Genomic DNA, 21,889 nt, shown 5'->3' on the forward strand with positions numbered 1-21,889 from the left:
CCGCCGCCGGCCCCGCATCGCTTTCGTTCCCCGCTTGATTCCGGATTCCCCATGACTGTCACCGCCAGGCCCGGCCTGCCTCCCACGCCCCAAAGCAACGTGCGCCCGCCGCGCACTTCCCTTGCCGTGATGCTGACCTGGGCAGTCCTGCTGGCCATGCTCGCCCTGTCCTGGCAGGGGGCCGACATGCGCCCGCTGGACCTGCTGCGCGACTCGGACAATATGGCGAAATTTGCCGCCGATTTCTTCCCGCCCGATTTCCGCGACTGGCGGCACTACCTGGACGAGATGCTCGTCACCGTGCAGATCGCGCTGTGGGGCACCGCCCTGGCCGTGGTGATGGCGGTGCCGCTGGGCCTGCTGTGCTCGGCCAATATCGTCCCGGCGTGGGCCTACCAGCCCGCACGCCGCATCATGGACGCTTGCCGCGCCATCAATGAGATGGTGTTCGCCATGCTGTTCATCGTGGCCGTCGGTCTGGGCCCGTTTGCCGGCGTGCTGGCGATCTGGATCCACACCACCGGCGTGCTGGCCAAGCTGTTCGCCGAAGCCGTCGAGGCCATCGACCCGCGCCCGGTGGAAGGCGTGCGCGCCACCGGCGCCGGCCCGATCGAGGAGATCGTCTATGGAGTGATTCCGCAAGTGCTGCCGCTGTGGCTGTCGTTCGCGCTGTACCGCTTCGAGTCCAACGTGCGCTCGGCCTCGGTGGTTGGCATCGTCGGCGCCGGCGGCATCGGCACCGTGCTGTGGGAGATCATCCGCAGCTTCCAGTATGGGCAGACCTGTGCCGTGATGATCATCATCATCCTGTTCGTCTCGGCCATCGACATCATCTCCGCACAAATCCGCAAGGTACTGGTCTGACATCATGCTGAACCTGTCCCGCATCGAAACGCTGTTTGCCGACCATGGCAATGCCTGGTACGGCGGCGAAGCCATCAGCCAGACCGCGCACGCGCTGCAGTGCGCGCAACTGGCCGAGCAGGCCGGCGAGCCCGAGCCGCTGATCGTCGCGGCCCTGCTCCACGACGTTGGCCACCTGCTGCTGGCCGAAAGCACCACCACCGACATGCGCCACCAGGAGGCCGCCGCCGATGCGCTGGCAGAACTGTTCGGTGACGAAGTGACAGAACCCGTGCGGCTGCACGTAGCGGCCAAGCGCTATCTGTGCGCGGCCGATCCGGCGTACTTCGCCACCTTGTCACCGGCTTCAGCGCAAAGCCTGGCGCTGCAAGGCGGTCCGTTCGGCGCCGCACAGGCCGAAGCGTTCACCGCCAGCCGCCACGCCGCTGCCGCGGTGCGCCTGCGCCGCTACGACGACCTCGCCAAGGTGGTCGGCCTGGCCACGCCGCGGCTGGCGCACTACCTGGACATGGCCGCGCGTTGCGCGCGGACTGGCGCATGAACACCATCGCTGAAGCCGTGCTTACCCTGCGTGAAGTGCGCGGTTCCGACGCGGAATTGCGGCACCTGTCCGCGCTGCTGGCCGCGATGGACGATGAAGCGCCGCTGCCGCTGGCCACCATGCGCGAGCGCTACGCGACCATGCGCCGCTATCCGGACTACCGCTGCTACATGATGGTGGACGAGGACGAGGTGCCGCTGGGCACCTTCAGCCTGCTGGTATTTCCCGTGATGGTCCACGACGGGCGTCCCGAGGCCATTGTCGAGGCCGTGGTGGTGGCGCCATCCGCGCGCGGCAGGGGCGTCGGCAAGGCGATGATGCGCGAAGCGATGCGCCTGGCCCGCGAGGCCGGGGCGGCCAAGCTGGTGCTGTCGTCCAACGCGCGGCGCCTGCAGGCCCACCAGTTCTATCGCCGGCTCGGGTTCACCGAGCACGGCATCAGTTTCAGCATCGAACTCTGATGGCAAGGCCGTGCCGGAAGCTTCGCTTCGGCACGGCCTTATCAGCTTAATGTTGCGCTATCGGAGGTAGCCCCAACCAGCCGCGCGAACGCCTCCGCCGCGGTTTCCAGGGCGCCGCTATTGTCGAACTCGACCAGGCGGCACCCTGCCGGCACGGTGAAGGCCTGCGCCGCGCGCGCCAGGCGCCGGGCAATCGCTTCTTCCGACTCGCGGCCACGCTGGCGCAGCCGCGTGGCCAGCACCTCCGGCCGGACGCGCACATGCACGGCGCACAGCTTCGGGTAGCGCGCCACGGCTTGGGGCAGGTACTCGCGCGAGCCATTGACGATCACCGTCAGCCCCCTGGCCAGCCACTGCTCGATCTCGATGCCGATGCCGTAATGGAGCCCGTGGCTGTGCCAGTCCAGCGCCAGGCAGCCGAGCGCCTGGCGGCGCCGGAACTCATCCGTGGTCAGCGCAACGGAGGCCTCGTTGGCATCGGCCTCGCGGGTGATATAGCGATGCGCGATGACGATGCGGTGGTCCGGCCCGAGGCGTTCGCGCAGCGCGCGCAGCAGCGAGTCCTTGCCGCTGCCGGACGGCCCCATCAGGTAGAACAGGCCGTGTCCGTCGGCCGCGCCATGTGCGTTCATGCGTCCAGGTACGCCGCGCCGGCGCCGTCGGTGGTGCTGCCGTTGAATCCGTAGTGGCGGGCAACGATAAAGTCGTCGCCCGGCTCCGGCTGCACGAATACGCTGATCCCGTCCACATGAAGCGGCGCCTGCAGCAGCTTGCCGCTCGCGGCCCCCACGCGCTCGAGGGCGGCGCGCTGGCCGGCAGTATCAAGCATGCCAGTCAGCGTGATATGGAAGACGAAGGTACCGAATACATACGGGTAGCCCCATGCGTCGAGCATGCGGCGCTCTTCGTCGGTCAACTGGTCCGGTTTGCGCCGGCCGAGTTCTTCGGCCGTAGGCGGCGCGCGGAAGCGCTCGAATGCCAGTACGCAGGCATCGGCCAGCGCCTGCATCGGTGGCGATCCGCCATCGGCCAGGCACCACGCCACAAAACCCCGCAGCGCACACAGCGCCAGCGGTGCGTCGAATGCCTCGCGGCCGCGCGCGAAGCCACGCGCAGCGGCGTCGAGCATCGGCCCGTTGCTGCCCTGCACAAGCCGGAACGGCGGCTTCAGCGTGGCATGCAGGCCGTAGCGCGCCGGGGCCTTGACCCATTCGTCGGGCGGCGCCGCCATGCCCGCCGGCGCGGGCAGCGCGGCGCCGGTATCGGCGTCGCGGCCGAGCCACTGGCTGCCAAACGTGCGGAACGGATCTGAGGGCGCCAGGTAGATGGCGTAACGGTGCGCTGGCAAGGTCATGCGGCAAGGTTACCAGCGGCGCCCGGCGCCCGGCGGCGGCGTCTGCCCTGGTTTTGTGGTCTGGACCGCAGACACCTTAGCGCAGGCAGATGACAGCCGGATGTCTAGACCAATGCCACGTCGCTCCGCCTCAATCACTGTCGGAAACCGTCAGCTGCACCCAGTCCCCCGCAAACCGCACCACGCTGTACTGCACCGGCGCCCCGTCGATATCAACGTTCAGCGCCTCCACCTGCAGCACCGGGCGCGTCTTCGGCTGGTTCAGCAGGCGCGCCACCGGGGCGCTGGGCATGGCCGCCGTGATGCGCGACCACTTGCGCGTGTAGTCGGCAATGCCGAAATGCGCCAGCGCGCGCGATACCGATTGCCTGGCGCGCAGCACCTCGTCGATGCCCGGGAAGCGCTTGAGGTCAAAGTAATGCTCGGCAACGTCGATGGTGCGCTCTTCGGCCTTGCCGATCATCTGCACGTGCAGGATCTCCGCCGTGCGCGCCAGGCCCAGTTGCTTTGCCACTTCCGGCGCGCGCACCACCTGGCTGTCGATGATCTCGGCATGTCCGCGCATGCCCTGCGCGGCCAGGTTTTGCGAGAAGCGCGTGCGGCGTCCGATCGCGTAGTCGATCGCATGCTCCTGCACGAAGGTGCCGCGGCCCTGCTCGATCCGCACCAGGCCGCTCAACTCCAGCTCGCCCATGGCGCGGCGGATGGTGTGGCGGTTGACCGCGAAGCGCGTGGCCAGTTCAGGCTCAGGGGGCAGCTGTTCGCCGGGCAGGTACAGCTTCTTGCGGATGTCGTCCGCCAGCGCCTCGCCAATCTGGCGCCATACCGCCACGCCGGAACCCCGTTCCACTTCTCGATCAGACATCTCGCGCTGCCCTCTTGTCATCAAGCGTTCACCATTGCCATGCGATTGTGCCTCAACCGCGCCGCGATGGCGGGGTGCCCGAGCAATGCCCCGCCCCGTCATGAAACGTTCATCTGCCTGTGGTCTAGTAGCTGCGTGTTCAAGCAGTGACATCTAAACGTATAGACGTATAGGGGTGATGATGCAAAGCGAAACCGCGCAGGCCCATGCCGCCCGCGCCGCCTGGCTCCGGATCCTGGCGACGGCGCCCGCCAACGCGCTCGACGGCGCTTACCAGCGGCTTGGCCAGGCGCAAGCGCTGCCGGCCTACCGGCTGCTGCGCAAGCCGGAGTCCGGCATGGCCATGGTCCGGGCCCGCGCAGGCGGGACCGGTGCCCAGTTCAACCTGGGGGAAATCACGGTCACGCGCTGCGCGGTCGTGCTGGAAGACGGCGCTGCCGGGGCCGCTGCAGGCGTGGCCTATATCCAGGGCCGTAGCGCCCGCCACGCCGAACAGGCCGCGGTGCTGGACGCGCTGCTGCAGCGCCCGGCCTGGCACCAGCGCGTGCAGGAGTTCGTGCTGGCGCCGTTGGCAAGCACGCAGGCGCAGCGCGCCGCACACGCAGCGGCCACCGTCGCCCAGACCCGCGTCGAGTTCTTCACCATGGTCCGGGGAGAGGACTGAAATGACTGCCATGCAACCGATCCTGTCCGCCCCGGCCGCCTCGCTGCTGCCGGGCTTCAACAACCCGGTCGACGACGCCCAGCAGGTCTTCCGCGCCGCGCTGCAGGCGTTTGCCCATCCGGGCCGGCTGCAGACGCTGCCCGTGGCCAGCGGCCTGCCCGGCGGCCTGTCGCCCGCGCTGGCGGCGCTGCTGCTGACGCTGGCCGATCCCGATACCCCGGTCTGGCTGCCTGCCGGCGTGCCCGCCGCGGCGCGCGCGTTCCTGCGCTTCCATTGCGGCTGCCCGCTGACCGACGATGTCGGCGCCGCCGCCTTTGTCTGCGTGCCCGCCGGCTATGCCGTACCGGCACTGGCGGATTGCGCGCAAGGCGACCCGGCCTTCCCCGACCGCTCGGCCACGCTGCTGGTGGAGGTGGCCTCGCTTGCCGAAGGCGACACCCTCACGCTGCGCGGCCCCGGCATCGAAACCACGCAGGTGCTGCGCGTGGCGGGGCTGCCCGCGGACTTCCGCGCCGGCTGGCGCGCCAACAACGCCGGCTTCCCGCTCGGCGTGGACCTGCTGCTGGCCAGCGGCGACCGATTCTGCGCGCTGACGCGCACCACGCTGGTGGAGGACTGACATGTATGTAGCCGTCAAAGGTGGCGAGCGCGCCATCCTCAATTCCTACCGGATGCTCGATGCCTACCGCCGCGGCGATACCGCGGTGCCGGAACTCACGCTGGCGCAGATCCGCGAACAGATGCCGCTGGCGGTGTCGCGCGTGATGGCCGAGGGCTCGCTGTACGACCCGCACCTGGCCGCGCTGGCCCTGAAACAGGCCGCTGGTGACCAGATCGAGGCGATCTTCCTGCTGCGCGCCTATCGCACCACGCTGGCGCGCTTCGGCTATACCCAGCCGGTGGATACCGGCGCGATGCGCCTGCAGCGCCGGATCTCGTCCACGTTCAAGGACGTGCCGGGCGGCCAGGTGCTGGGGCCGACCTACGACTACACCCAGCGCCTGCTGGATTTCACGCTCGAAGCCGGCCGCGACCCCGAGCCGCTGCCGCCCTCGCCCGAACCCCTCGCCGCCAGCATGCCGCGCGTGACCGGCCTGCTGGAAGCGGATGAACTGGTCGAAGCCGACCAGATTCCCGCGGGCGACCCCACGCCGCCCGACCTGACGCGCGAGCCGCTGAGCTTCCCCGCCAACCGCGCCGCGCGCTTGCAGAACCTGGCGCGCGCCGATGAGGGTTTCCTGCTGTCGATGGGCTATTCCACCCAGCGCGGCTACGGCAACTCGCACCCGTTCGCGGCCGAGATCCGCTTCGGCGCGGCCGAGGTCGAACTGTTCGTGGAAGAGCTTGGCTTCGCCGTCACCATCGGCGAGATCGAGCTGACCGAATGCCAGATGGTGAGCCAGTTCGCCGGCAATGCCGACGAAGCCCCGCGCTTCACGCGCGGCTACGGGCTGGTGTTCGGCTACAACGAGCGCAAGGCCATGTCGATGGCGCTGGCTGACCGCGCCATGCGCGCCGAAGAACTGGGCGAGGCCGCCGACGCCCCGGCCAACGATATCGAATTCATGCTGTACCACAGCGACAACGTCGAGGCCTCCGGCTTCGTGCAGCACCTGAAGCTGCCCCACTACGTGGACTTCCAGGCCAACCTCGAACTGCTGCGCCGGCTGCGTGCGGAACAGGATGGCGCCGTGACCGCTACCGTGCAGGCGCAACCGCAAGAGGAGACGCTGGCATGACCACCCCCGACACCACCATGGCAACGGGCATTGCCCGCGATGACCACTACAACTTCGGCTACCTGGACGAGTCGACCAAGCGGATGCTGCGCCGCGCGCTGCTCAAGGCCGTGGCGATTCCCGGCTACCAGGTACCCTTCGGCAGCCGCGAAATGCCGCTGCCCTACGGCTGGGGCACGGGCGGCATCCAGGTGACGGCCGCGATCATCGGCAAGGATGATGTGCTCAAGGTGATCGACCAGGGCTCGGACGACACCACCAACGCCATCAATATCCGCCGCTTCTTCGGCCGCGTCACCGGCGTGCAGACCACCGAGCGCACCGCCGAGGCCAGCATCATCCAGACCCGTCACCGGATTCCGGAAACGCCGTTGCACGCGGGCCAGACCATGGTGTTCCAGGTGCCGATCCCCGAGCCGCTACGCTGGCTGGAGCCGAGCGAGGGCGAGACCCGCACCATGCACGCACTGGCCGAGTACGGCGCGATGCACGTCAAGCTGTATGAGGACATCGCGCATCACGGCCATATCGCCACCACCTACGACTACCCCGTGATCGTCAACCAGCGCTACATGATGCGGCCGTCGCCGATCCCCAAGTTCGACAATCCCAAGCTCGACCGCAGCCCCGCGCTGATGCTGTTCGGCGCCGGGCGCGAGAAGCGCGTCTATGCCGTGCCGCCGTACACCGCGGTCAGGAGCCTGGACTTCGCCGACCATCCCTTCACGGTGGAAAAGTGGTCCAGCTGCTGCGCCCAGTGCGGCGCTACCGACAGCTACCTGGACGAGATCATCACCGATGACGCCGGCACGCGACTGTTCGTGTGCTCCGACACCGAATACTGCGCCGACCGCCAGGCGGCCCAGGCCGTCAAGGCCGCTGCCGGAGGTGCCCGATGAGCGCCACCCCGCTGCTGTCGGTGCGCAACCTGACGCGCACCTGGGACGGCCTGCACGGCTGCCATGACGTCAGCTTCGACCTGTACCCGGGCGAGGTGCTGTGCGTGGTGGGCGAATCGGGCTCCGGCAAGAGTACGTTGCTGCAGGCCTTGTCGATGCAGGCGCCGGCGCAGCGCGGCAGCGTCAGCTACGACATGCGCGAGTCCGGCCTGACCGACCTGGCCACGCTGTCCAGCGCGCGCCTGCGGCTGCTGGCCCGCACCGACTGGGGCTTCGTGCGCCAGCATGCGCGCGACGGCCTGCGCATGCAGGTCAGCGCCGGCGCCAATATCGCCGAGCGCCTGATGGCCGTGGGCGAGCGCCACTACGGCAACCTGCGCGAGGTCGCCGGCACCTGGCTGGAGAAGATGGAGATCGACCTGGCCCGGCTGGACGACGTGCCCGGCACCTTCTCCGGCGGCATGCAGCAGCGTTTGCAGATCGCGCGCAACCTGGTCACGCACCCGCGCCTGGTGTTCATGGACGAGCCCACCGCATCGCTGGACGTGTCGGTGCAGGCCCGCCTGCTAGACCTGCTGCGCCGCCTGGTGGCGGACCTGGGCCTCGCCGCCGTGCTGGTCACGCACGACCTGGCCGTGGCGCGCCTGCTCGCGCACCGCACGCTGGTCATGCAAGGCGGCCGCGTGGTGGAGCAAGGCCTGACCGACCAGATCCTCGACGACCCGCAGCACCCGTACACGCAGTTGCTGGTCTCTTCCATCCTGCAGGGCTGACGACGATGCACGCAGAACACCACCCCCAGAAACTGGTCGAGGTCCGCGGCCTCGGCAAGATGTTTACGCTGCACAACCAGGGCGGCATCCGCCTGCCGGTGCTGCGCGCGATGGATTTCGATGCCACCCGCGGCGAATGCCTGGTGCTGTCCGGGCCCTCCGGCACCGGCAAGAGCACGCTGCTGCGCTGCCTGTACGGCAACTACCTGGCCACCGAAGGCAGCATCCGCCTGCGCGATACCAGCGCCGAGGGCGAGCCGTGGGTCGAGCTGACCCACGCCCCAGAACAACGCGTGCTGAAGTTGCGCCGCGACGTGATCGGCTATGTCAGCCAGTTCCTGCGCGCGATTCCGCGCGTCGGCGCGCTCGACGTGGTGGCCGATCCGCTGCAGCAGCGCGGCGCCAGCCATGAGGAGGCCCGCGCCCGCGCGGCAGAACTGCTGGCACGGCTGAACCTGCCGCGCCGGCTGTGGGACCTGCCGCCGGCCACTTTCTCCGGCGGCGAGCAGCAGCGCGTGAACATCGCGCGCGGGCTGATCGGCGGCCACCCGATCCTGCTGCTGGACGAGCCCACCGCCTCGCTGGACGCCGACAACCGCGCCGTGGTGGTCGAGCTGATCCGCGAAGCCTTGGCCGAAGGCCGCGCGCTGATCGGCATCTTCCACGATGAAGCCGTGCGCGATGCCGTGGCCACGCGCCTGCTGCCGCTGCAACCCGCTAGCGCCCTTGCCTGATTTGATCCCAGAACGGAGCCGGACATGTCTGCTACCTACCTGACGCACGCCACCCTGGTGCTGCCGGACCGCGTGCTGCACGACAGCGCGCTGCTGATCGAAGATGGTCGCATCGCCGCCATCGAACCGGCACCCGCAGCGGTCCCCACCCACGCCACCGTGATCGACCTGCATGGCCACTCCGTGATGCCGGGCCTGGTCGACGTGCATTGCGACGCCATCGAGAAGGAAGTCGAACCGCGCGCCAGCGTGCTGTTCCCACTGGACTTTGCCGTGGCTCAGGTCGACCGCCGCAACGCCGCGGCCGGCATCACCACGCCGTACCACGCGCTGTCGTTCGCGGGCAACCAGTTCGGCGTGCGCAATGTCGATACCGCGGCCACGCTGGTGCGCACCCTGGCCGCGTATCGCCGCCACAGCCTGGTCGACAACCGCATCCATTGCCGCTACGAAGTCACCGATTCCAGCGCCGTGCCGGTGCTGGAATCCCTGATGGCCGAGGGCGTGGTCGACCTGCTGTCCGTGATGGACCACTCGCCGGGCCAGGGCCAGTTCAAGACCATGGATGCCTACCTGGCCTACATGATGGGCAACCACGGCATGAGCCGCGAGCAAGCCGCCGATGCGGCCGACAAGAAGGCCGCCGCGCTGGAAGGCGCGCATGAGCGTGTCAACCGGCTGGTGGCCAGGGCGCATGCGCTGGGCATCCCCACCGCCAGCCATGACGACGATTCGCCGCAGCGCATCGCCGCCATGCGCGCGCTGGGCGTGCGCATGAGCGAGTTCCCGATCAACCTGGAAACCGCGCAAGCCGCGTGCGCCCAGGCGCTGCCGACCATCCTGGGCGCGCCCAACGTGCTGCGCGGCAAGAGCCAGAGCGGCTCGATGCGCGCCATCGACGCCATTCACGCCGGCGTGGGCACCATCCTGTGCTCGGACTACCAGCCGTCCACGCTGATCGCCGCCGCGTATGCCGCCGCGCGCCTGGCCGACCTGCCGCTGAACCAGGCGCTGGCGCTGGTCACCGTCAATCCGGCCGACGCCTGCCTGCTGGACGACCGCGGGCGCCTGGCGCCGGGGCTGCGCGCGGACGTGATCGCCGTGTCCGGCGTGGCAGGCCAGCCGATGGTCACGCATACCTGGTCTGGCGGGAGGCTGGTGTTTGCGGCGGGGTATCCGTCGGTGCGGCACGTTGGCGATGCCGCCATGCCGCGCGAAACCGCGCTGCGCGAGGTGGCATAAGGAGGATTGGCCCGGATTCGTAAAATTCCGCTGCGCCTCCGCCAGACTGCTGATCTGAACAGGAAATCGAGCGCAATCTCGGTCATCGCTTGTACGAGCCTGCGTCCGGTCAGGCCGGCAACACAGTAGCGCTGGCTACGGCCGTTCGCTGCTGGCCGATGGCGGCTTCACCCGCTGAGCGATCGGATCAGGCCCCGGGGTTGAACCCCAGCGCCGTGCTGACCGCGCGCGCCTCGCGCCGCACGGCGCTGCCGATGGGCCCGTCGATGGCGGGATCAAAGCCGCCGGTGGCGCCCAGCGCCGTCAGCACTGCGCAGACGCGCCCGGTGTAGTCGCGCACCGGCGCCGCCACGGCGCTGATGCCGGTCAGGTTGGTGTCGCGCACCCAGGCGCAGTCGTCGGCCTGCACCGCGCGGCGCAGCGCGCCGATGGGGTCTTTGCCATCGAGCAACGCCAGCCGCGCCGGACTTGCCGCGGCCAGCTCCTCCTCGGCCTGGGCATGCACGCGCTTTTCATCGAGCAGGCCCAGGAACACGCGCCCGGTGGCCGACCACAGCAATGGCATCACCGAGCCCGCGCGCACATTCACCGTCACCGGCAAACCCGGTTCCTCAAAGCGCATGATGGTCGGCCCCTTGTTGCCCATCACCGCGACAAAGCAGGTCACCTCCAGCGCTTCACGCAGGCGTACCAGCGAGGCTTCGGCCAGCCGGATCGGGTCGGCCTGGCGCATCGCCGCCATGCCGATCTGCAGCGCCTCGAAGCCCAGGTGGTATTGCTGCGTGCCCGTCTCCTGCGCCACCAGCCCCTCTTCCACCAGGCTGACCAGGTAGCGGTGCACCTTGGCCGGGCTTTCGTCGATACGCGCGGCCAGCGCGGTCAGGCTGGCGCGTCCGCCCAGCCGGGCCAGTCCCTTGAGCACGGCCATGCCGGTGACCGCCGATTGCACGCGCTGGCGGCGTTCGCGCGTGCGGGGCGCGTCGGCGGGTTCGATCGGAGGTTGGGCAGCTTTCGGTCGGGGCATGGCGGGAAGATCCGGCAAACGGTGAGCGGTCATCACATGGAAGGCGGATCAAGCCATGCGGCCGCTGCAGGACAGTTCAAGGTTAACCCGCATTCAATCATTACGCAATGCGTATATGATTTACGCGAAATAGAAACACCGGTGCTGTACACCGGGCTGACCAACAAGGAGACAAGCCCCCATGCCCCGCCTCAACTTCAAGCGCCTGGCCATTGGCGCGCTGGCCCTGCCGATGCTGGCCGCCGCCCCCGCGCATGCCGCCGACGCCTACCCTGCCAAGCCGATCCGCTGGATCGTCCCCTACGCCGCCGGCGGCGGCTCGGACTTCCTGGCGCGCACCATCGGCCAGGGGCTGTCGGCCAAGGTCGGCCAGCCGGTGGTGGTGGACAACAAGCCGGGCGGCAATACCGCCATCGGCGCGGCCGAGACGGCGCGCTCGGCCGCCGACGGCTATACCGTGCTGTCGGCCGACAACGGCACGCTGGTGTTCAACCCGGTGCTGTACAAATCGCTCTCCTACAACCCTGGCAAGGACCTGGCTCCGGTGACGCTGCTGGGCCGCTTCCCGATGATCCTGGTGGTCGGCGCGGCCAGCCCGGTCAAGAGCGCCAAGGAATTCATCGCCCAGACCAAGGCCACCCAGGGCGGCATCAATTACGGCTCGGCCGGCGCGGGCAGCCCGCACCACCTGGCGATGGAGCTGCTGAAGGTGGAAGCCGGCCTGTCGATGACGCATGCCCCCTACCGCGGCGCCGCGCCGGCGCTGTCGGACGTGGCCGCCGGACAGGTGGTGGCGATGATGGTGGACTACGCTGCCGGCGCCGGCTTTATCAAGGGCGGCAAGGTCCGGCCGCTGGCGGTGGCCAATGCCACCCGGCTGCCGCAGCTGCCCGACGTGCCGACCTTTGCCGAACTGGGCTACCCGCGCGTGGAAGCCGCCGCGCTGGTGGGCATGGTGGTGCCGGCCGGCACGCCGCCGGAGGTGGTCAACACGCTGAACAAGGATGTGGTCGCGGCAATCCGCGAGCCCGCTGTCAACAAGCGGCTGGTGGACTTCGGCGTTGAGCCGGTCGGCAACTCGCCGGCTCAGTTCAGCGAGCTGCTGCGCAGCGAGTCCACCCGCTGGACCAAGCTGATCCGCGACCTGAAGATCACGCTGGACAATTGAGTCCGGCCGCAACACCGAATGGCCGTCCGGCCCTGACCGGACGGCCCTGTTTTTCGCCAGGAGTACGCAGCATGGCCAACCCCTCCCCCAGCGCCGCGCGCAGCGGCTGCCCGATCGACCACAGCGCCTTGACCGCGCCCAACGGCTGCCCGGTCAGCCACAACGCGGCGCAATTCGATCCCTTCGGCGACGGCTACCAGCAGGATCCGCCCGAATACGTGCGCTGGTCGCGCGAGCAGGAGCCGGTGTTCTACAGCCCCAGGCTGGGCTACTGGGTGGTCACGCGCTATGAAGACATCAAGGCGATCTTCCGCGACAACCTGACCTTCAGCCCGTCGATCGCGCTGGAGAAGATCACGCCCACCGGCGACGAGGCCAATGCCGTGCTGGCCTCCTACGGCTATGCCATGAACCGCACGCTGGTCAACGAGGACGAGCCCGCCCACATGCCGCGCCGGCGCGCGCTGATGGCGCCCTTCACGCCCGCGGAACTGGCGCACCATGAGCCGCTGGTGCGCCGCCTGGCGCGCGAGTATGTCGACCGCTTTATCGACGATGGCCGCGCCGACCTGGTCGACCAGATGCTGTGGGAAGTGCCGCTGACCGTGGCCCTGCATTTCCTGGGCGTGCCCGAAGAGGACATGGACCTGCTGCGCCAGTACTCCATCGCCCATACCGTCAACACCTGGGGCCGGCCGAAGCCGGAGGAACAGGTGGCGGTGGCGCATGCCGTGGGCAATTTCTGGCAGCTGGCGGGCCGCATCCTGGACAAGATGCGCGAGGACCCGTCCGGCCCGGGCTGGATGCAGTACGGCCTGCGCAAGCAGAAAGAACTGCCCGATGTCGTCACCGACTCCTACCTGCATTCGATGATGATGGCCGGCATCGTTGCCGCGCACGAGACCACCGCCAACGCCTCGGCCAATGCCATCAAGCTGCTGCTGCAGCATCCGGATGCATGGCGCGAGATCTGCGACGACCCATCGCTGATCCCCAACGCGGTGGAAGAATGCCTGCGCCACAACGGCTCCGTCGCCGCATGGCGGCGGCTGGTGACGCGCGACGCCGAGGTCGGCGGCATCCGCCTGCCGGCGGGCAGCAAGCTGCTGATCGTCACGTCTTCGGCAAACCATGACGAGCGCCATTTCGCCGATGCCGACCTGTTCGATATCCGCCGCGACAACGCCAGCGAACAGCTGACCTTTGGCTACGGCTCGCACCAGTGCATGGGCAAGAACCTGGCGCGCATGGAGATGCAGGTCTTCCTGGAGGAGCTGACACGCCGGCTGCCGCATATGCGCCTGGCCGAGCAGACCTTCACCTATGTGCCCAACACCTCGTTCCGCGGCCCTGAGCACCTGCTGGTGGAATGGGACCCCGCGCAGAACCCCGAGCGCCGCGACCCGGCCCTGCTCGAGGTGCACCAGCCGGTGCGCATCGGCGAACCGTCCGCGCACACCATCGCCCGCACGGTGGTGGTCGAGCGCGTCACGCCCGCCGCCGATGGCGTGGTCCGGCTGCGGCTGGCGGCGCCTGACGGCAAGCCGCTGCCGCGCTGGGCGCCGGGCTCGCATATCGACGTGGAATGCGGCGATACCGGGCTGTCGCGCCAGTATTCGCTGTGCGGCGATCCGGACGACACCGGGGCGCTGGAAATTGCCGTGCTGCGCGACCCCGACAGCCGCGGCGGCTCGGCCTGGGTGCATGGCAGCGTCCAGGCCGGCGACCGCCTGCGCATCCGCGGGCCGCGCAATCACTTCCGCTTCGATGAAGGCTGCGGACGCGCGATCTTTATCGCCGGCGGCATCGGCATCACGCCGGTCAGCGCGATGGCGCGGCGCGCCCGTGCGCTTGGCATCGACTACGAATTCCACTACTGCGGCCGTTCGCGCCAGGCGATGGCGATGCTGGATGAACTGCAGGCCCTGCACGGTGCGCGGCTGCACGTCCACGCCAGCGATGAAGGCCAGCGCGCCGACTTCGGCAAGCTGCTGGCGCGGCCGGACCCGCGCACCCAGATCTACGCCTGCGGCCCGCAGCGCATGCTGGATGCGCTGGCCGAGAGCTGCGCGGCGTGGCCGGAAGATGCGCTGCGAGTGGAGCACTTCGTATCGAAGCTGGGCACGCTGGATGCGTCGAAGGAACTGCCCTTTTCCGTCGAGCTGAAGGACTCCGGCCTGGTCATGGAAGTCCCGGCCGGCCAGACCCTGCTGAGCGCGCTGCGCGGCGCCAATATCGATGTGCAGAGCGATTGCGAGGAAGGCCTGTGCGGGTCCTGCGAGGTGCGCGTGCTGGCCGGCCAGGTCGACCATCGCGACGTGGTGCTCACGCGCAGCGAGCGCGAGGCCAACCAGCGCATGATGGCGTGCTGCTCGCGCGCCTGTGGCGGCGGCCGGCTGGTGCTGGAGCTCTGAGCGCCCGCCCGTCAGGCGGTGGCGTTGAAGGCGTCGTGGTATTGCACGCTGCCCGCCGGATAGCCGCCGTCGAACGCCAGTGCCTGGAAGTACTCGGGTGGCACGCCGTCCAGCACCAGCCCGGGCCGCGCGGCAAAGCCGAAGCGGCCGTAGTAGCCGGGATCGCCCAGCACCACGCAGCCGGCGGCGCCAAGGCGGCGCAGCTGGTCCAGCGACGCGCGCATCAGTTGCGAGCCAATGCCCTGCCCCTGCAGGTCCGGCGCCACCGAGATCGGGCCCAGTCCGTACCAGCCGGTCGCGCCGGATGAGACCGTAACCGGCGAAATCGCCACGTGTCCCACCAGTTCATCGCCTGCCTGTGCCACCAGCGACACCGTCAGCTGGCCGGCGCGGCGCAGCGCATTGACCACGAACGCCTCGGTGTGGCTGGTATGCGGCGCCGACAGGAAGGCGGCGGTGGTCAGCCGGGCAATGGCGTCGGCGTCGGACGGTGCTTCTGGGCGGATCTGCACGGACATGGCGGGACTCGGGACTTCGATCAGGTCTTGGCGACCCGGATTCTACGCTCTCCTTCACTGGCATGCCGCGGCCGCCAGGGCAAGCCACCGTTGCGCCGTAGGACAACGCCTGACAACGGCGGCAAGGCGCCAAGGCTAAAGTAGCAGCGCGAACCCCATGCAATCCTGTTCCCGTTGCGTCATGCGCCCTGCCCCCGCTGCCCCCGCCGTCCCCGACCACCATCCTTTGCGCAATGCCGCTGTGTGCCTGGGCCTGTCCCTGCTGGCCGGGCCACTTGCCGTTTCCGCCACCGTGGCCGCCACGCCTGCGCCGTCCCCGCAACTGTCCGGGCTGGCCACGCTGCTGCTGGGCACGGTGCGCGGCAAGCCTACGGGCATGAACGGCGTGACCCGCCTGACCGCGGGCGATGTCGACCGTGAGCTGCGCATGGCCTGCCAGGAGCTGATGCGCGCCGGCCCGGTGGACCTGGACGACACCACCCGCTTCGACGGCTGCATGACGCGGCCGGGCAAGATCGTCGAGTTCCAGCTGAAGGTTTCGGGGGTGGATGCGGCGCGTGACGATACCCGCGAGTTCATGGCGACGGCCAAGCCTATCCTGGAGCGCGGCATCTGCCGCAACCCGGATGTGCCGGTGCTCGGCAAGCTGGGGGTCAGGCTGCGCTACCACTACGTGGCCGGGCAGAAATCGCTGGTCTTGCTCGATATCCTGCCGGACCAGTGCCTGAAGAAATGAGGCCGCCGCAAGCGCGCCGGTTCAAGATCCCGTTCCGCCCCCAGGCACCTCTTCGCAAACCGCCAGCCATGCCCGCGCCGCATGCGACAGGTAGCGTCCCGGCGACCAGATATGCGCCATGGTCCAGTCCATTGCCGGCGCGGTCAGCCGCGCCATGGCCAGTGTGTCCTGGCCCTGCAGGCGCTCAGCCAGCGGCTGCGGCAGGAAGGTAGTGCCCAGCCCCGCCGCCGCCATCGATGCCAGGAAATCCCAGTGCCCGCTGCGCGCCACCACGCGCGGCTCGATGCGTGCTTCCAGAAACGCCTGCCGCAGCATGCGCGTCAGCGAGAAGTCATCTGTCAGCATCACCAGCGGCTCATCGCGCAGAGCCGCCAGCGTGACGGTGCGCCCGCGCGCCCACGCGGCCTTGCGCGGCCCCACGGCCCAGATCGGGTAGCGCCCGAACTGGCGCGTTTCCAGCGCCAGGCCACTGTCGCCCGGCAGCACCGTGGCGCCGACCTCCAGCTCGCCGCTTGCCACCAGCTGCTCCACCACCTGGCCGCCGTGCTCGTCCAGCGTCAGCGACAGGTTGGGATAGCGCTGCCGGAACGCGCTGACCGCCGGTGAAAAGAACAGGTTGACCATCGGCGGGATCCCCACGGTCAGCTGCCCCCGGCCCAGCGAGGACAGGTCGGACACCTCCAGCGTGAGCCGGTGCACCACGCCCAGCGCCTCCTGCCCGCGCTCGTAGACCACGCGGCCCACGTCGGTCAGCCGCACGCTCTTGCCTTCACGGATCAGCAGCGGCTGGCCGACCTCGTCCTCAAGCTGCTTGACCATCTTGCTGATGGTCGACTGGGTGACGAACAGCGAGGCCGCGGCCTGGGTAAAGCTGCGCAGCCGGGCAGTCTCGACGAAATAGCGCAGCGCGCGGATATCGATGGGCATGGTGCTGAGGGACGGCGGGCCGCCGGCAGGCCGGTTTCGCCACCCATGAACAAAGGGAATGGAAAGGCCAATATTAAATCATGAATGGAATGCGAAAGGTTTGGCTACACTTCGCTTCCACACATCGCCCCCGCCCAACCGCGCCGCCAATGAAGCGTGGAGCGGCAGGCCGCGGCGTGCCCTCAACTCTTCTTGAAGACCCCGCTCCATGGCTAGCTGGCCGAATGCACGACAGTGGCTGTTCTCGCTGAAGGCATTCGCCGCCGCGATGCTGGCGCTCTATATCGCGCTGGCGCTGGGCCTGCCGCGGCCTTACTGGGCCATGGCGACGGTGTACTTCGTTTCCCATCCCCTGACCGGCGCCACCCGTTCCAAGGCGGCCTACCGCGTGGCCGGCACGATGCTGGGCGCCACCGCCGCGGTGGCCACGGTGCCGCAGCTGGTCAACATGCCGATCGTGCTGATGGGTGCGATCGCGCTGTGGATCACCGTGCTGGTGTACCTGTCGCTGCTGCAGCGCACGCCGCGCAGCTATGTGTACCTGCTGGCGGCCTACACCCTGCCGATCGTCGCGCTGCCGGCCGTCAGCGCGCCGGCGCAGATCTTCGATATTGCCGTGGCCCGGATCGAGGAAATCGTGATCGGCATCGTCTGCGCCGGGCTGGTGGGCTCGGTCGTCTTCCCGGCCAAGGTGGCGCCCGCGCTGCGGTCCCGCGCAGCCACCTGGCTGGCCGACGCGTCGGCCTGGGCATCGGACATACTCACCGGCAGCCCGCGCGCCGACGACAGCCGCCACCGGCTCGCTGCCGACATCCTGGCGCTGGACCAGCTGGTCAGCCAGCTGGCCTATGACACCGAGGGCAGCCACACGCTGCGCCATGCCCGCGCGCTGCGCCAGCGCATGACCATGCTGATGCCGCTGCTGTCGTCGCTGGAGAGCGTGCTGCACGCGCTGCGCGGCCATCCGGACGGCATCCCGTTGCCAGTGCGCGAGGCCATGGCGGCGGCGACCGCCTGGCTGGCGACCGATGCTGCCACGCCGCCTCCGGTCGCCGCGGGCAGCTGGCTTGCCGATAGCCGCGCGGGCGAGGTCGACTGGCAAGCCAGCCTCGCCGCCACGGCGGCGGACCAGCTGCAGCGCCTGGGCGCGTTGTACGCTGAATGCCGCGCCCTGCAGCAAGGCATAGGCGACCGCAGCGCCGGCGCGCCGCAGCTGCGCGGCAACGCGGCCCCGGAGGCTGCAGGCCATCACCACGACCACGGCATGCTGCTGTTCGGCGCCGTGTCGAGCGGCCTGGCCGTATTCTGCGCGGGGCTGCTGTGGATCTTCTCGGGCTGGGAGGGCGGCGCCGGCGCGGTCGCGGTGGCATCGATCGCCTGCTGCTTCCTTGCGGCCATCGACGAGCCGCGCCGCATGGCCGGTGCCTTCCTGCGCTGGAGCACGATCTGCCTGCTGGTGTCGTGCGGCTACCTGTTCCTGGTCGTGCCGCACGCGCACACCTTTGAAGCGCTGGCCGCGATGCTGGCGCTGCCCTATCTCGGCATTGGCCTGCTGATTGCGCGGCCCGGCTTCCAGTTGATTGCGATGCTGCTGTCGGTCAACACGGCCTCGTTCGCCAACGTGCAGGCCGTGTTCGATGCGGATTTCCTCGGCACCTTCAATACCTGCCTGGCCAGCGCCGCAGCCATGCTGTTCGCGCCGCTGTGGTCGATGGCGGTACGCCCGTTCGGCGCGCGCGCGGCGGCGCACCGGCTGGTGCGCGCCAGCTGGCAGGACCTGGCCCAGGCCGCCACGCTGCGAGCGGCCGATGGGGATGCGCGGCTGGGCGCGCGCATGCTGGACCGGCTCGGCCAGCTGGTGCCGCGGCTGGGGGCTGCCGGCGATCCCTTGTCGTCCGACGGCTTCCACGCGCTGCAAGTCGGCTATTGCGCGCTGGCGCTGCAGAAGGCGCTGCCGGCCTTGCCGCCCGCGGCACGCAAGCCGGTGCGCCGCGTGCTGGCCGCGGTGGCAAGGCATTTCCGCGCGCGGCTGCGCGCGGGCCATGCCGTGCCGGCTCCGGCGGGGCTGGCCGCCTGGGTGGCCGATGCCATCGCCGGCGTGGCCGCGTTGCCCGCAGGTGGCCGCCCTGACCACCGCGGCACGCTCGGCGCGCTGGTGGTGCTGCAGGTCACGCTGCTGCCTGGCCCTGTGGCTGCCCTGTCCCGCTGACCTCCCCAACTCTCCGCTGCCGCCGAATGCTCAGTGAAATCGACCTCTATGGCGTATTCGTGCCAGGCGTGCTGGTGCTGATGGTGCTGGCCTTCGCCGCCACTACCGCGATCCGCATGGTGCTGGCCGCGCTCGGCTGGTACCGGCATATCTGGCACCGCTCGATGTTCAACCTTTCCCTCTATGTGATCGTCCTTGGCGCCGTGGCCGCAGTCTTTGTCGCGGTGCCGGGACTGCCGTCATGACCTTCCGACTCCGCCCCCTGCTTCCCTTGCTGCCAACGCTGCTGGCAGCCATCGCCGCCCTGCTGGTGCTGCGCCACCTGTGGGACTACTACACGGCCGCGCCATGGACCCGCGACGGCCATGTGCGTGCCGACATCATCCAGGTGGCGCCCGATGTGTCCGGGCTGGTCACACGCGTACTGGCGCGCGACAACCAGCATGTGCAGCAAGGCGAAGTCCTGTTCGAGATCGACCGCGACCGCTACGCGCTGGCCCTGCAGCAGGCGCTGGCCGCGGTAGCGACGCAGCGCGCCGCGCTGGCGCAGGCGCGGCGCGAAGCCGCGCGCAACCGCAATCTCGACGGCCTGGTTGCCGCCGAAGTCGCGGAACAGGGGCGTGCCCGCGTAGAGCAAGGCGAAGCCGCGCTGGCGCTGGCCGAAGCCGCGGTGCGGCTGGCCCGGCTTGACCTGGAGCGCACCAGCGTGCGCAGCCCGGTGGCGGGCTACCTCAACGACCGGCTGCCGCGCCTGGGCGACTATGTCTCGACCGGCCGCCCGGTGCTGTCGATGGTCGATGCCGGGTCCTTCCACGTGGAAGGCTATTTCGAGGAAACCAAGCTGCACCGGATCCGCATCGGCAGCCCGGTCGACGTGCATATCATGGGCGAGCCCCGGCACCTGCGCGGGCACGTGCAGAGCATCGCAGCCGGCATCGAGGACCGCGACCGCAGCGCGGGCTCGAACCTGCTGCCCAACGTCAACCCGACCTTCAACTGGGTGCGGCTGGCACAGCGCGTGCCGGTGCGCATCGTGCTGGAGGACGTGCCCGCGGATGTGCGCCTGGTTTCCGGCCGCACCGCGACTGTGGCCGTTCGCGAAGCCAGGCGCGACGATGACGCCGGCCGCCGCACGGGGCCCCGGTCGTGAAGCGGCGCCATCCCTGGCTGGCGTGCGCCGCGGCCTGCCTGTGCGCCTGCACCACCGTGGGCCCGGACTATCGTGTGCCGGATCATGCGGCAGTGCGCGCGGCCGCCGCCAACGGCCCGCTTCAGGGAGCCGAAGCGCCCGGCGTGGCCATCGCGCCCGTGCCCGACGACTGGTGGCGGCTCTATGACAACGCGCGGCTCGACCGGCTGGTCGAACAGGCGCTGGCCGCCAACACCGACATCCGCGCCGCCAGCGCCAACCTGCGCCGCGCGGTGGCCCTCCTGCACGAGGTGGAGTCCGAGAACCTGCCGCAGGGCGGCGCCAGCGCCAGCGTTTCGCGCGCGCAGCTGTCGGGCGAAAGCTTCCTGCAGACCACCAAGCCACCGGTATTCAACCTGGGCGACTTCGGTTTCGGCGTGTCCTACCTGATCGATTTCTTCGGCAAGCTGGCCCGCGCCGACGAGGCCGCGCTGGCCGGCGCCGAAGCCAGCGCGGCCACGCTCGACATGGTGCGCGTCACCGTGGCGGCGCAGACGGTGCGCGCCTACGTGCAGGGCTGCGCCGCCACGCATGAACTGGCCGCCGCCACGCAGCAGCTCGCGGTACAGCAACGCACGCTGGACGCCACCGGCCGCCTGGTCGACGCCGGCCGCGGCGAACCCGCCGACGTGGCGCGCGAGCGTGCCCGCACCGAAGCGCTGCACTCTGCCTTGCCAACGCTGGAAGCCGCGCGTAGCGTCGCACGCCACCGGCTGGCGCTGCTGCTGGGCAAGCCGCCTGCGGCACTGCCAGAGGCCGAGGTGGACTGCCATGCCGAACCCACGCTGCGTGTGCCGCTGCCAGTGGGTGACGGCGCAGCGCTGCTCAGGCGCCGGCCCGATATCCGCCAGGCGGAACGCGAACTGGCCGCGGCCACCGCTCGCATCGGCGTGGCCACGGCGGACCTGTATCCATCGATCAGCATCGGCGCCAGCGCCGGGCTGACCGGCGTGCTGAGCCACCTTGGCAGCGGCCCGACGGCGCGCTGGAGCGTGGGGCCGCTGCTGAGCTGGTCGCTGCCGACCAACGGCGTGCGCCATCGCATCCACAGGCATGAAGCCGCGGCCGACGCCGCCCTGGCGCGCTTTGATGGCGCGGTGCTGCGCGCATTGCAGGAAACCGAAACGGCGTTGTCGGCCTACACGCGCGAACTGGAACGGCACGACGCCCTGCACGCGGCGCGCGAACAGGCCGCAGAAGCTGCGCGGCTGCAGCGCCGCCTGCAGCAGGCGGGGCGCATCCCGTACCTGGCGCACCTGGACGCCGAGCGCACGCTGGCCGATGCGGAGGCCGCACTGGCTGCGTCCGAAGGCCATGTCGCCGCGCGCCAGGTCGACCTGTTCCTCGCGCTTGGCGGGGGCTGGCAGGCCGGCGGCAAGGTGGCCGCCATCAATGCGACTGGCAATGAAAAAAACGACTGATCTTTCGACGTTTAAATCATCACAGGAATGCATCGACCTGACTAAACTTCGTCCCGTGCCGCGCGCTTCCCACGCGACGGCACCGCCCAAAAGGCGAACCCGGACGGCGCGGGTGGCAGATCCGCCATCCCCGCGCGGCCCTTCGCG

Annotated in this window: 23 protein-coding genes; 17 read left to right on the forward strand and 6 right to left on the reverse strand. The window is 69.6% G+C overall.

The features are described 5' to 3' along the window. Positions 1 to 51 precede the first annotated feature (51 nt). From phnE to AC1Q6V_RS12425, 3 genes are read left to right on the forward strand one after another with little or no spacing between them, the layout of a single operon-like run. Positions 52 to 864 carry a phosphonate ABC transporter, permease protein PhnE gene (phnE, locus tag AC1Q6V_RS12415; protein ID WP_010809361.1) on the forward strand — a complete coding sequence of 271 codons (813 nt, stop codon included), beginning with the start codon at positions 52 to 54 and terminating at the stop codon, positions 862 to 864. A 4-nt stretch (positions 865 to 868) separates the two neighbouring features. Continuing rightward, positions 869 to 1,405, forward strand: a complete 537-nt coding sequence (locus AC1Q6V_RS12420; RefSeq protein ID WP_010809362.1) for a phosphonate degradation HD-domain oxygenase — start codon at positions 869 to 871, stop codon at positions 1,403 to 1,405. Then, positions 1,402 to 1,866 (forward strand): GNAT family N-acetyltransferase, encoded by a 465-nt coding sequence (locus AC1Q6V_RS12425; RefSeq protein WP_011617128.1) that lies wholly within the window; start codon positions 1,402 to 1,404, stop codon positions 1,864 to 1,866. The genes AC1Q6V_RS12420 and AC1Q6V_RS12425 overlap by 4 nt, the downstream gene beginning before the upstream one ends. 41 nt (positions 1,867 to 1,907) lie before the next feature. Here AC1Q6V_RS12425 and phnN read toward each other — a convergent pair whose 3' ends face one another. The 3 genes from phnN to phnF all read right to left on the reverse strand — a co-directional run bounded on the left by phnN (position 1,908) and on the right by phnF (position 4,085). Further along, complete coding sequence (phnN, locus tag AC1Q6V_RS12430; RefSeq protein ID WP_010809364.1) at positions 1,908 to 2,498, reverse strand: phosphonate metabolism protein/1,5-bisphosphokinase (PRPP-forming) PhnN; 591 nt, start codon at positions 2,496 to 2,498, stop codon at positions 1,908 to 1,910. Continuing rightward, positions 2,495 to 3,220 (reverse strand): DUF1045 domain-containing protein, encoded by a 726-nt coding sequence (locus tag AC1Q6V_RS12435; protein ID WP_454749450.1) that lies wholly within the window; start codon positions 3,218 to 3,220, stop codon positions 2,495 to 2,497. The genes phnN and AC1Q6V_RS12435 overlap by 4 nt, the downstream gene beginning before the upstream one ends. Before the next feature lie 130 nt (positions 3,221 to 3,350). Then, a complete protein-coding gene (gene phnF, locus AC1Q6V_RS12440) occupies positions 3,351 to 4,085 on the reverse strand; it encodes a phosphonate metabolism transcriptional regulator PhnF (RefSeq protein ID WP_011617126.1) in 735 nt (244 codons plus the stop codon). 178 nt (positions 4,086 to 4,263) lie between these two features. Here phnF and phnG point away from each other — a divergent pair, with 178 nt between their 5' ends. From phnG to AC1Q6V_RS12475, 7 genes are read left to right on the forward strand one after another with little or no spacing between them, the layout of a single operon-like run. Continuing rightward, positions 4,264 to 4,749 carry a phosphonate C-P lyase system protein PhnG gene (phnG, locus tag AC1Q6V_RS12445; RefSeq protein WP_454749451.1) on the forward strand — a complete coding sequence of 162 codons (486 nt, stop codon included), beginning with the start codon at positions 4,264 to 4,266 and terminating at the stop codon, positions 4,747 to 4,749. Between the two features lies 1 nt (position 4,750). Continuing rightward, positions 4,751 to 5,368: a phosphonate C-P lyase system protein PhnH gene (gene phnH / locus AC1Q6V_RS12450; RefSeq protein ID WP_011617125.1), complete on the forward strand. Its 618-nt coding sequence runs from the start codon at positions 4,751 to 4,753 to the stop codon at positions 5,366 to 5,368. Position 5,369: 1 nt separating this feature from the next. Further along, positions 5,370 to 6,488, forward strand: a complete 1,119-nt coding sequence (locus AC1Q6V_RS12455; protein ID WP_010809369.1) for a carbon-phosphorus lyase complex subunit — start codon at positions 5,370 to 5,372, stop codon at positions 6,486 to 6,488. Next, positions 6,485 to 7,387: an alpha-D-ribose 1-methylphosphonate 5-phosphate C-P-lyase PhnJ gene (locus tag AC1Q6V_RS12460; protein WP_010809370.1), complete on the forward strand. Its 903-nt coding sequence runs from the start codon at positions 6,485 to 6,487 to the stop codon at positions 7,385 to 7,387. The genes AC1Q6V_RS12455 and AC1Q6V_RS12460 overlap by 4 nt, the downstream gene beginning before the upstream one ends. Further along, a complete protein-coding gene (gene phnK, locus AC1Q6V_RS12465) occupies positions 7,384 to 8,160 on the forward strand; it encodes a phosphonate C-P lyase system protein PhnK (RefSeq protein WP_010809371.1) in 777 nt (258 codons plus the stop codon). The genes AC1Q6V_RS12460 and phnK overlap by 4 nt, the downstream gene beginning before the upstream one ends. Before the next feature lie 5 nt (positions 8,161 to 8,165). Continuing rightward, positions 8,166 to 8,894, forward strand: a complete 729-nt coding sequence (gene phnL, locus AC1Q6V_RS12470) for a phosphonate C-P lyase system protein PhnL (RefSeq protein ID WP_010809372.1) — start codon at positions 8,166 to 8,168, stop codon at positions 8,892 to 8,894. A gap of 24 nt (positions 8,895 to 8,918) precedes the next feature. Next, complete coding sequence (locus AC1Q6V_RS12475; protein ID WP_010809373.1) at positions 8,919 to 10,136, forward strand: alpha-D-ribose 1-methylphosphonate 5-triphosphate diphosphatase; 1,218 nt, start codon at positions 8,919 to 8,921, stop codon at positions 10,134 to 10,136. A gap of 187 nt (positions 10,137 to 10,323) precedes the next feature. Here AC1Q6V_RS12475 and AC1Q6V_RS12480 read toward each other — a convergent pair whose 3' ends face one another. After that, the gene (locus tag AC1Q6V_RS12480; RefSeq protein WP_454749452.1) at positions 10,324 to 11,160 is read right to left on the reverse strand and encodes an IclR family transcriptional regulator; all 837 of its coding nucleotides are present in this window, start codon (positions 11,158 to 11,160) and stop codon (positions 10,324 to 10,326) included. Between the two features lie 181 nt (positions 11,161 to 11,341). Between AC1Q6V_RS12480 and AC1Q6V_RS12485 the strand changes: the two genes are divergently transcribed. Together AC1Q6V_RS12485 and AC1Q6V_RS12490 are read left to right on the forward strand one after the other, a co-directional pair. Beyond that, a complete protein-coding gene (locus AC1Q6V_RS12485) occupies positions 11,342 to 12,328 on the forward strand; it encodes a Bug family tripartite tricarboxylate transporter substrate binding protein (RefSeq protein WP_010809375.1) in 987 nt (328 codons plus the stop codon). Positions 12,329 to 12,399: 71 nt separating this feature from the next. After that, positions 12,400 to 14,742, forward strand: coding sequence for a cytochrome P450/oxidoreductase (locus tag AC1Q6V_RS12490; protein WP_010809376.1), 2,343 nt, complete (start codon positions 12,400 to 12,402; stop codon positions 14,740 to 14,742). 11 nt (positions 14,743 to 14,753) lie between these two features. On the opposite strand, the gene AC1Q6V_RS12495 is transcribed toward AC1Q6V_RS12490, so the two are convergent. Next, entirely contained in the window at positions 14,754 to 15,260 is a 507-nt protein-coding gene (locus AC1Q6V_RS12495) for a GNAT family N-acetyltransferase (protein WP_454749453.1), read from the reverse strand. A gap of 157 nt (positions 15,261 to 15,417) precedes the next feature. Here AC1Q6V_RS12495 and AC1Q6V_RS12500 point away from each other — a divergent pair, with 157 nt between their 5' ends. After that, positions 15,418 to 15,996 (forward strand): hypothetical protein, encoded by a 579-nt coding sequence (locus AC1Q6V_RS12500; RefSeq protein WP_011617120.1) that lies wholly within the window; start codon positions 15,418 to 15,420, stop codon positions 15,994 to 15,996. A gap of 21 nt (positions 15,997 to 16,017) precedes the next feature. On the opposite strand, the gene AC1Q6V_RS12505 is transcribed toward AC1Q6V_RS12500, so the two are convergent. After that, positions 16,018 to 16,923, reverse strand: a complete 906-nt coding sequence (locus AC1Q6V_RS12505) for a LysR family transcriptional regulator (protein ID WP_454749454.1) — start codon at positions 16,921 to 16,923, stop codon at positions 16,018 to 16,020. Positions 16,924 to 17,131: 208 nt separating this feature from the next. Between AC1Q6V_RS12505 and AC1Q6V_RS12510 the strand changes: the two genes are divergently transcribed. Genes AC1Q6V_RS12510 through AC1Q6V_RS12525 form a run of 4 tightly spaced genes read left to right on the forward strand, consistent with a single transcriptional unit; the run spans position 17,132 to position 21,742 of the window. Continuing rightward, positions 17,132 to 19,132, forward strand: coding sequence for an FUSC family protein (locus tag AC1Q6V_RS12510; protein WP_454749455.1), 2,001 nt, complete (start codon positions 17,132 to 17,134; stop codon positions 19,130 to 19,132). A 26-nt stretch (positions 19,133 to 19,158) separates the two neighbouring features. After that, positions 19,159 to 19,377: a DUF1656 domain-containing protein gene (locus tag AC1Q6V_RS12515; protein WP_010809381.1), complete on the forward strand. Its 219-nt coding sequence runs from the start codon at positions 19,159 to 19,161 to the stop codon at positions 19,375 to 19,377. Then, positions 19,374 to 20,282: an efflux RND transporter periplasmic adaptor subunit gene (locus AC1Q6V_RS12520; protein WP_454749456.1), complete on the forward strand. Its 909-nt coding sequence runs from the start codon at positions 19,374 to 19,376 to the stop codon at positions 20,280 to 20,282. Before AC1Q6V_RS12515 ends, AC1Q6V_RS12520 begins: the two co-directional genes overlap by 4 nt. Further along, complete coding sequence (locus tag AC1Q6V_RS12525; RefSeq protein WP_454749457.1) at positions 20,279 to 21,742, forward strand: efflux transporter outer membrane subunit; 1,464 nt, start codon at positions 20,279 to 20,281, stop codon at positions 21,740 to 21,742. Before AC1Q6V_RS12520 ends, AC1Q6V_RS12525 begins: the two co-directional genes overlap by 4 nt. Positions 21,743 to 21,889: the final 147 nt, after the last annotated feature.

The organism is Cupriavidus sp. GW823-FHT07B10 (genome assembly GCF_058794355.1).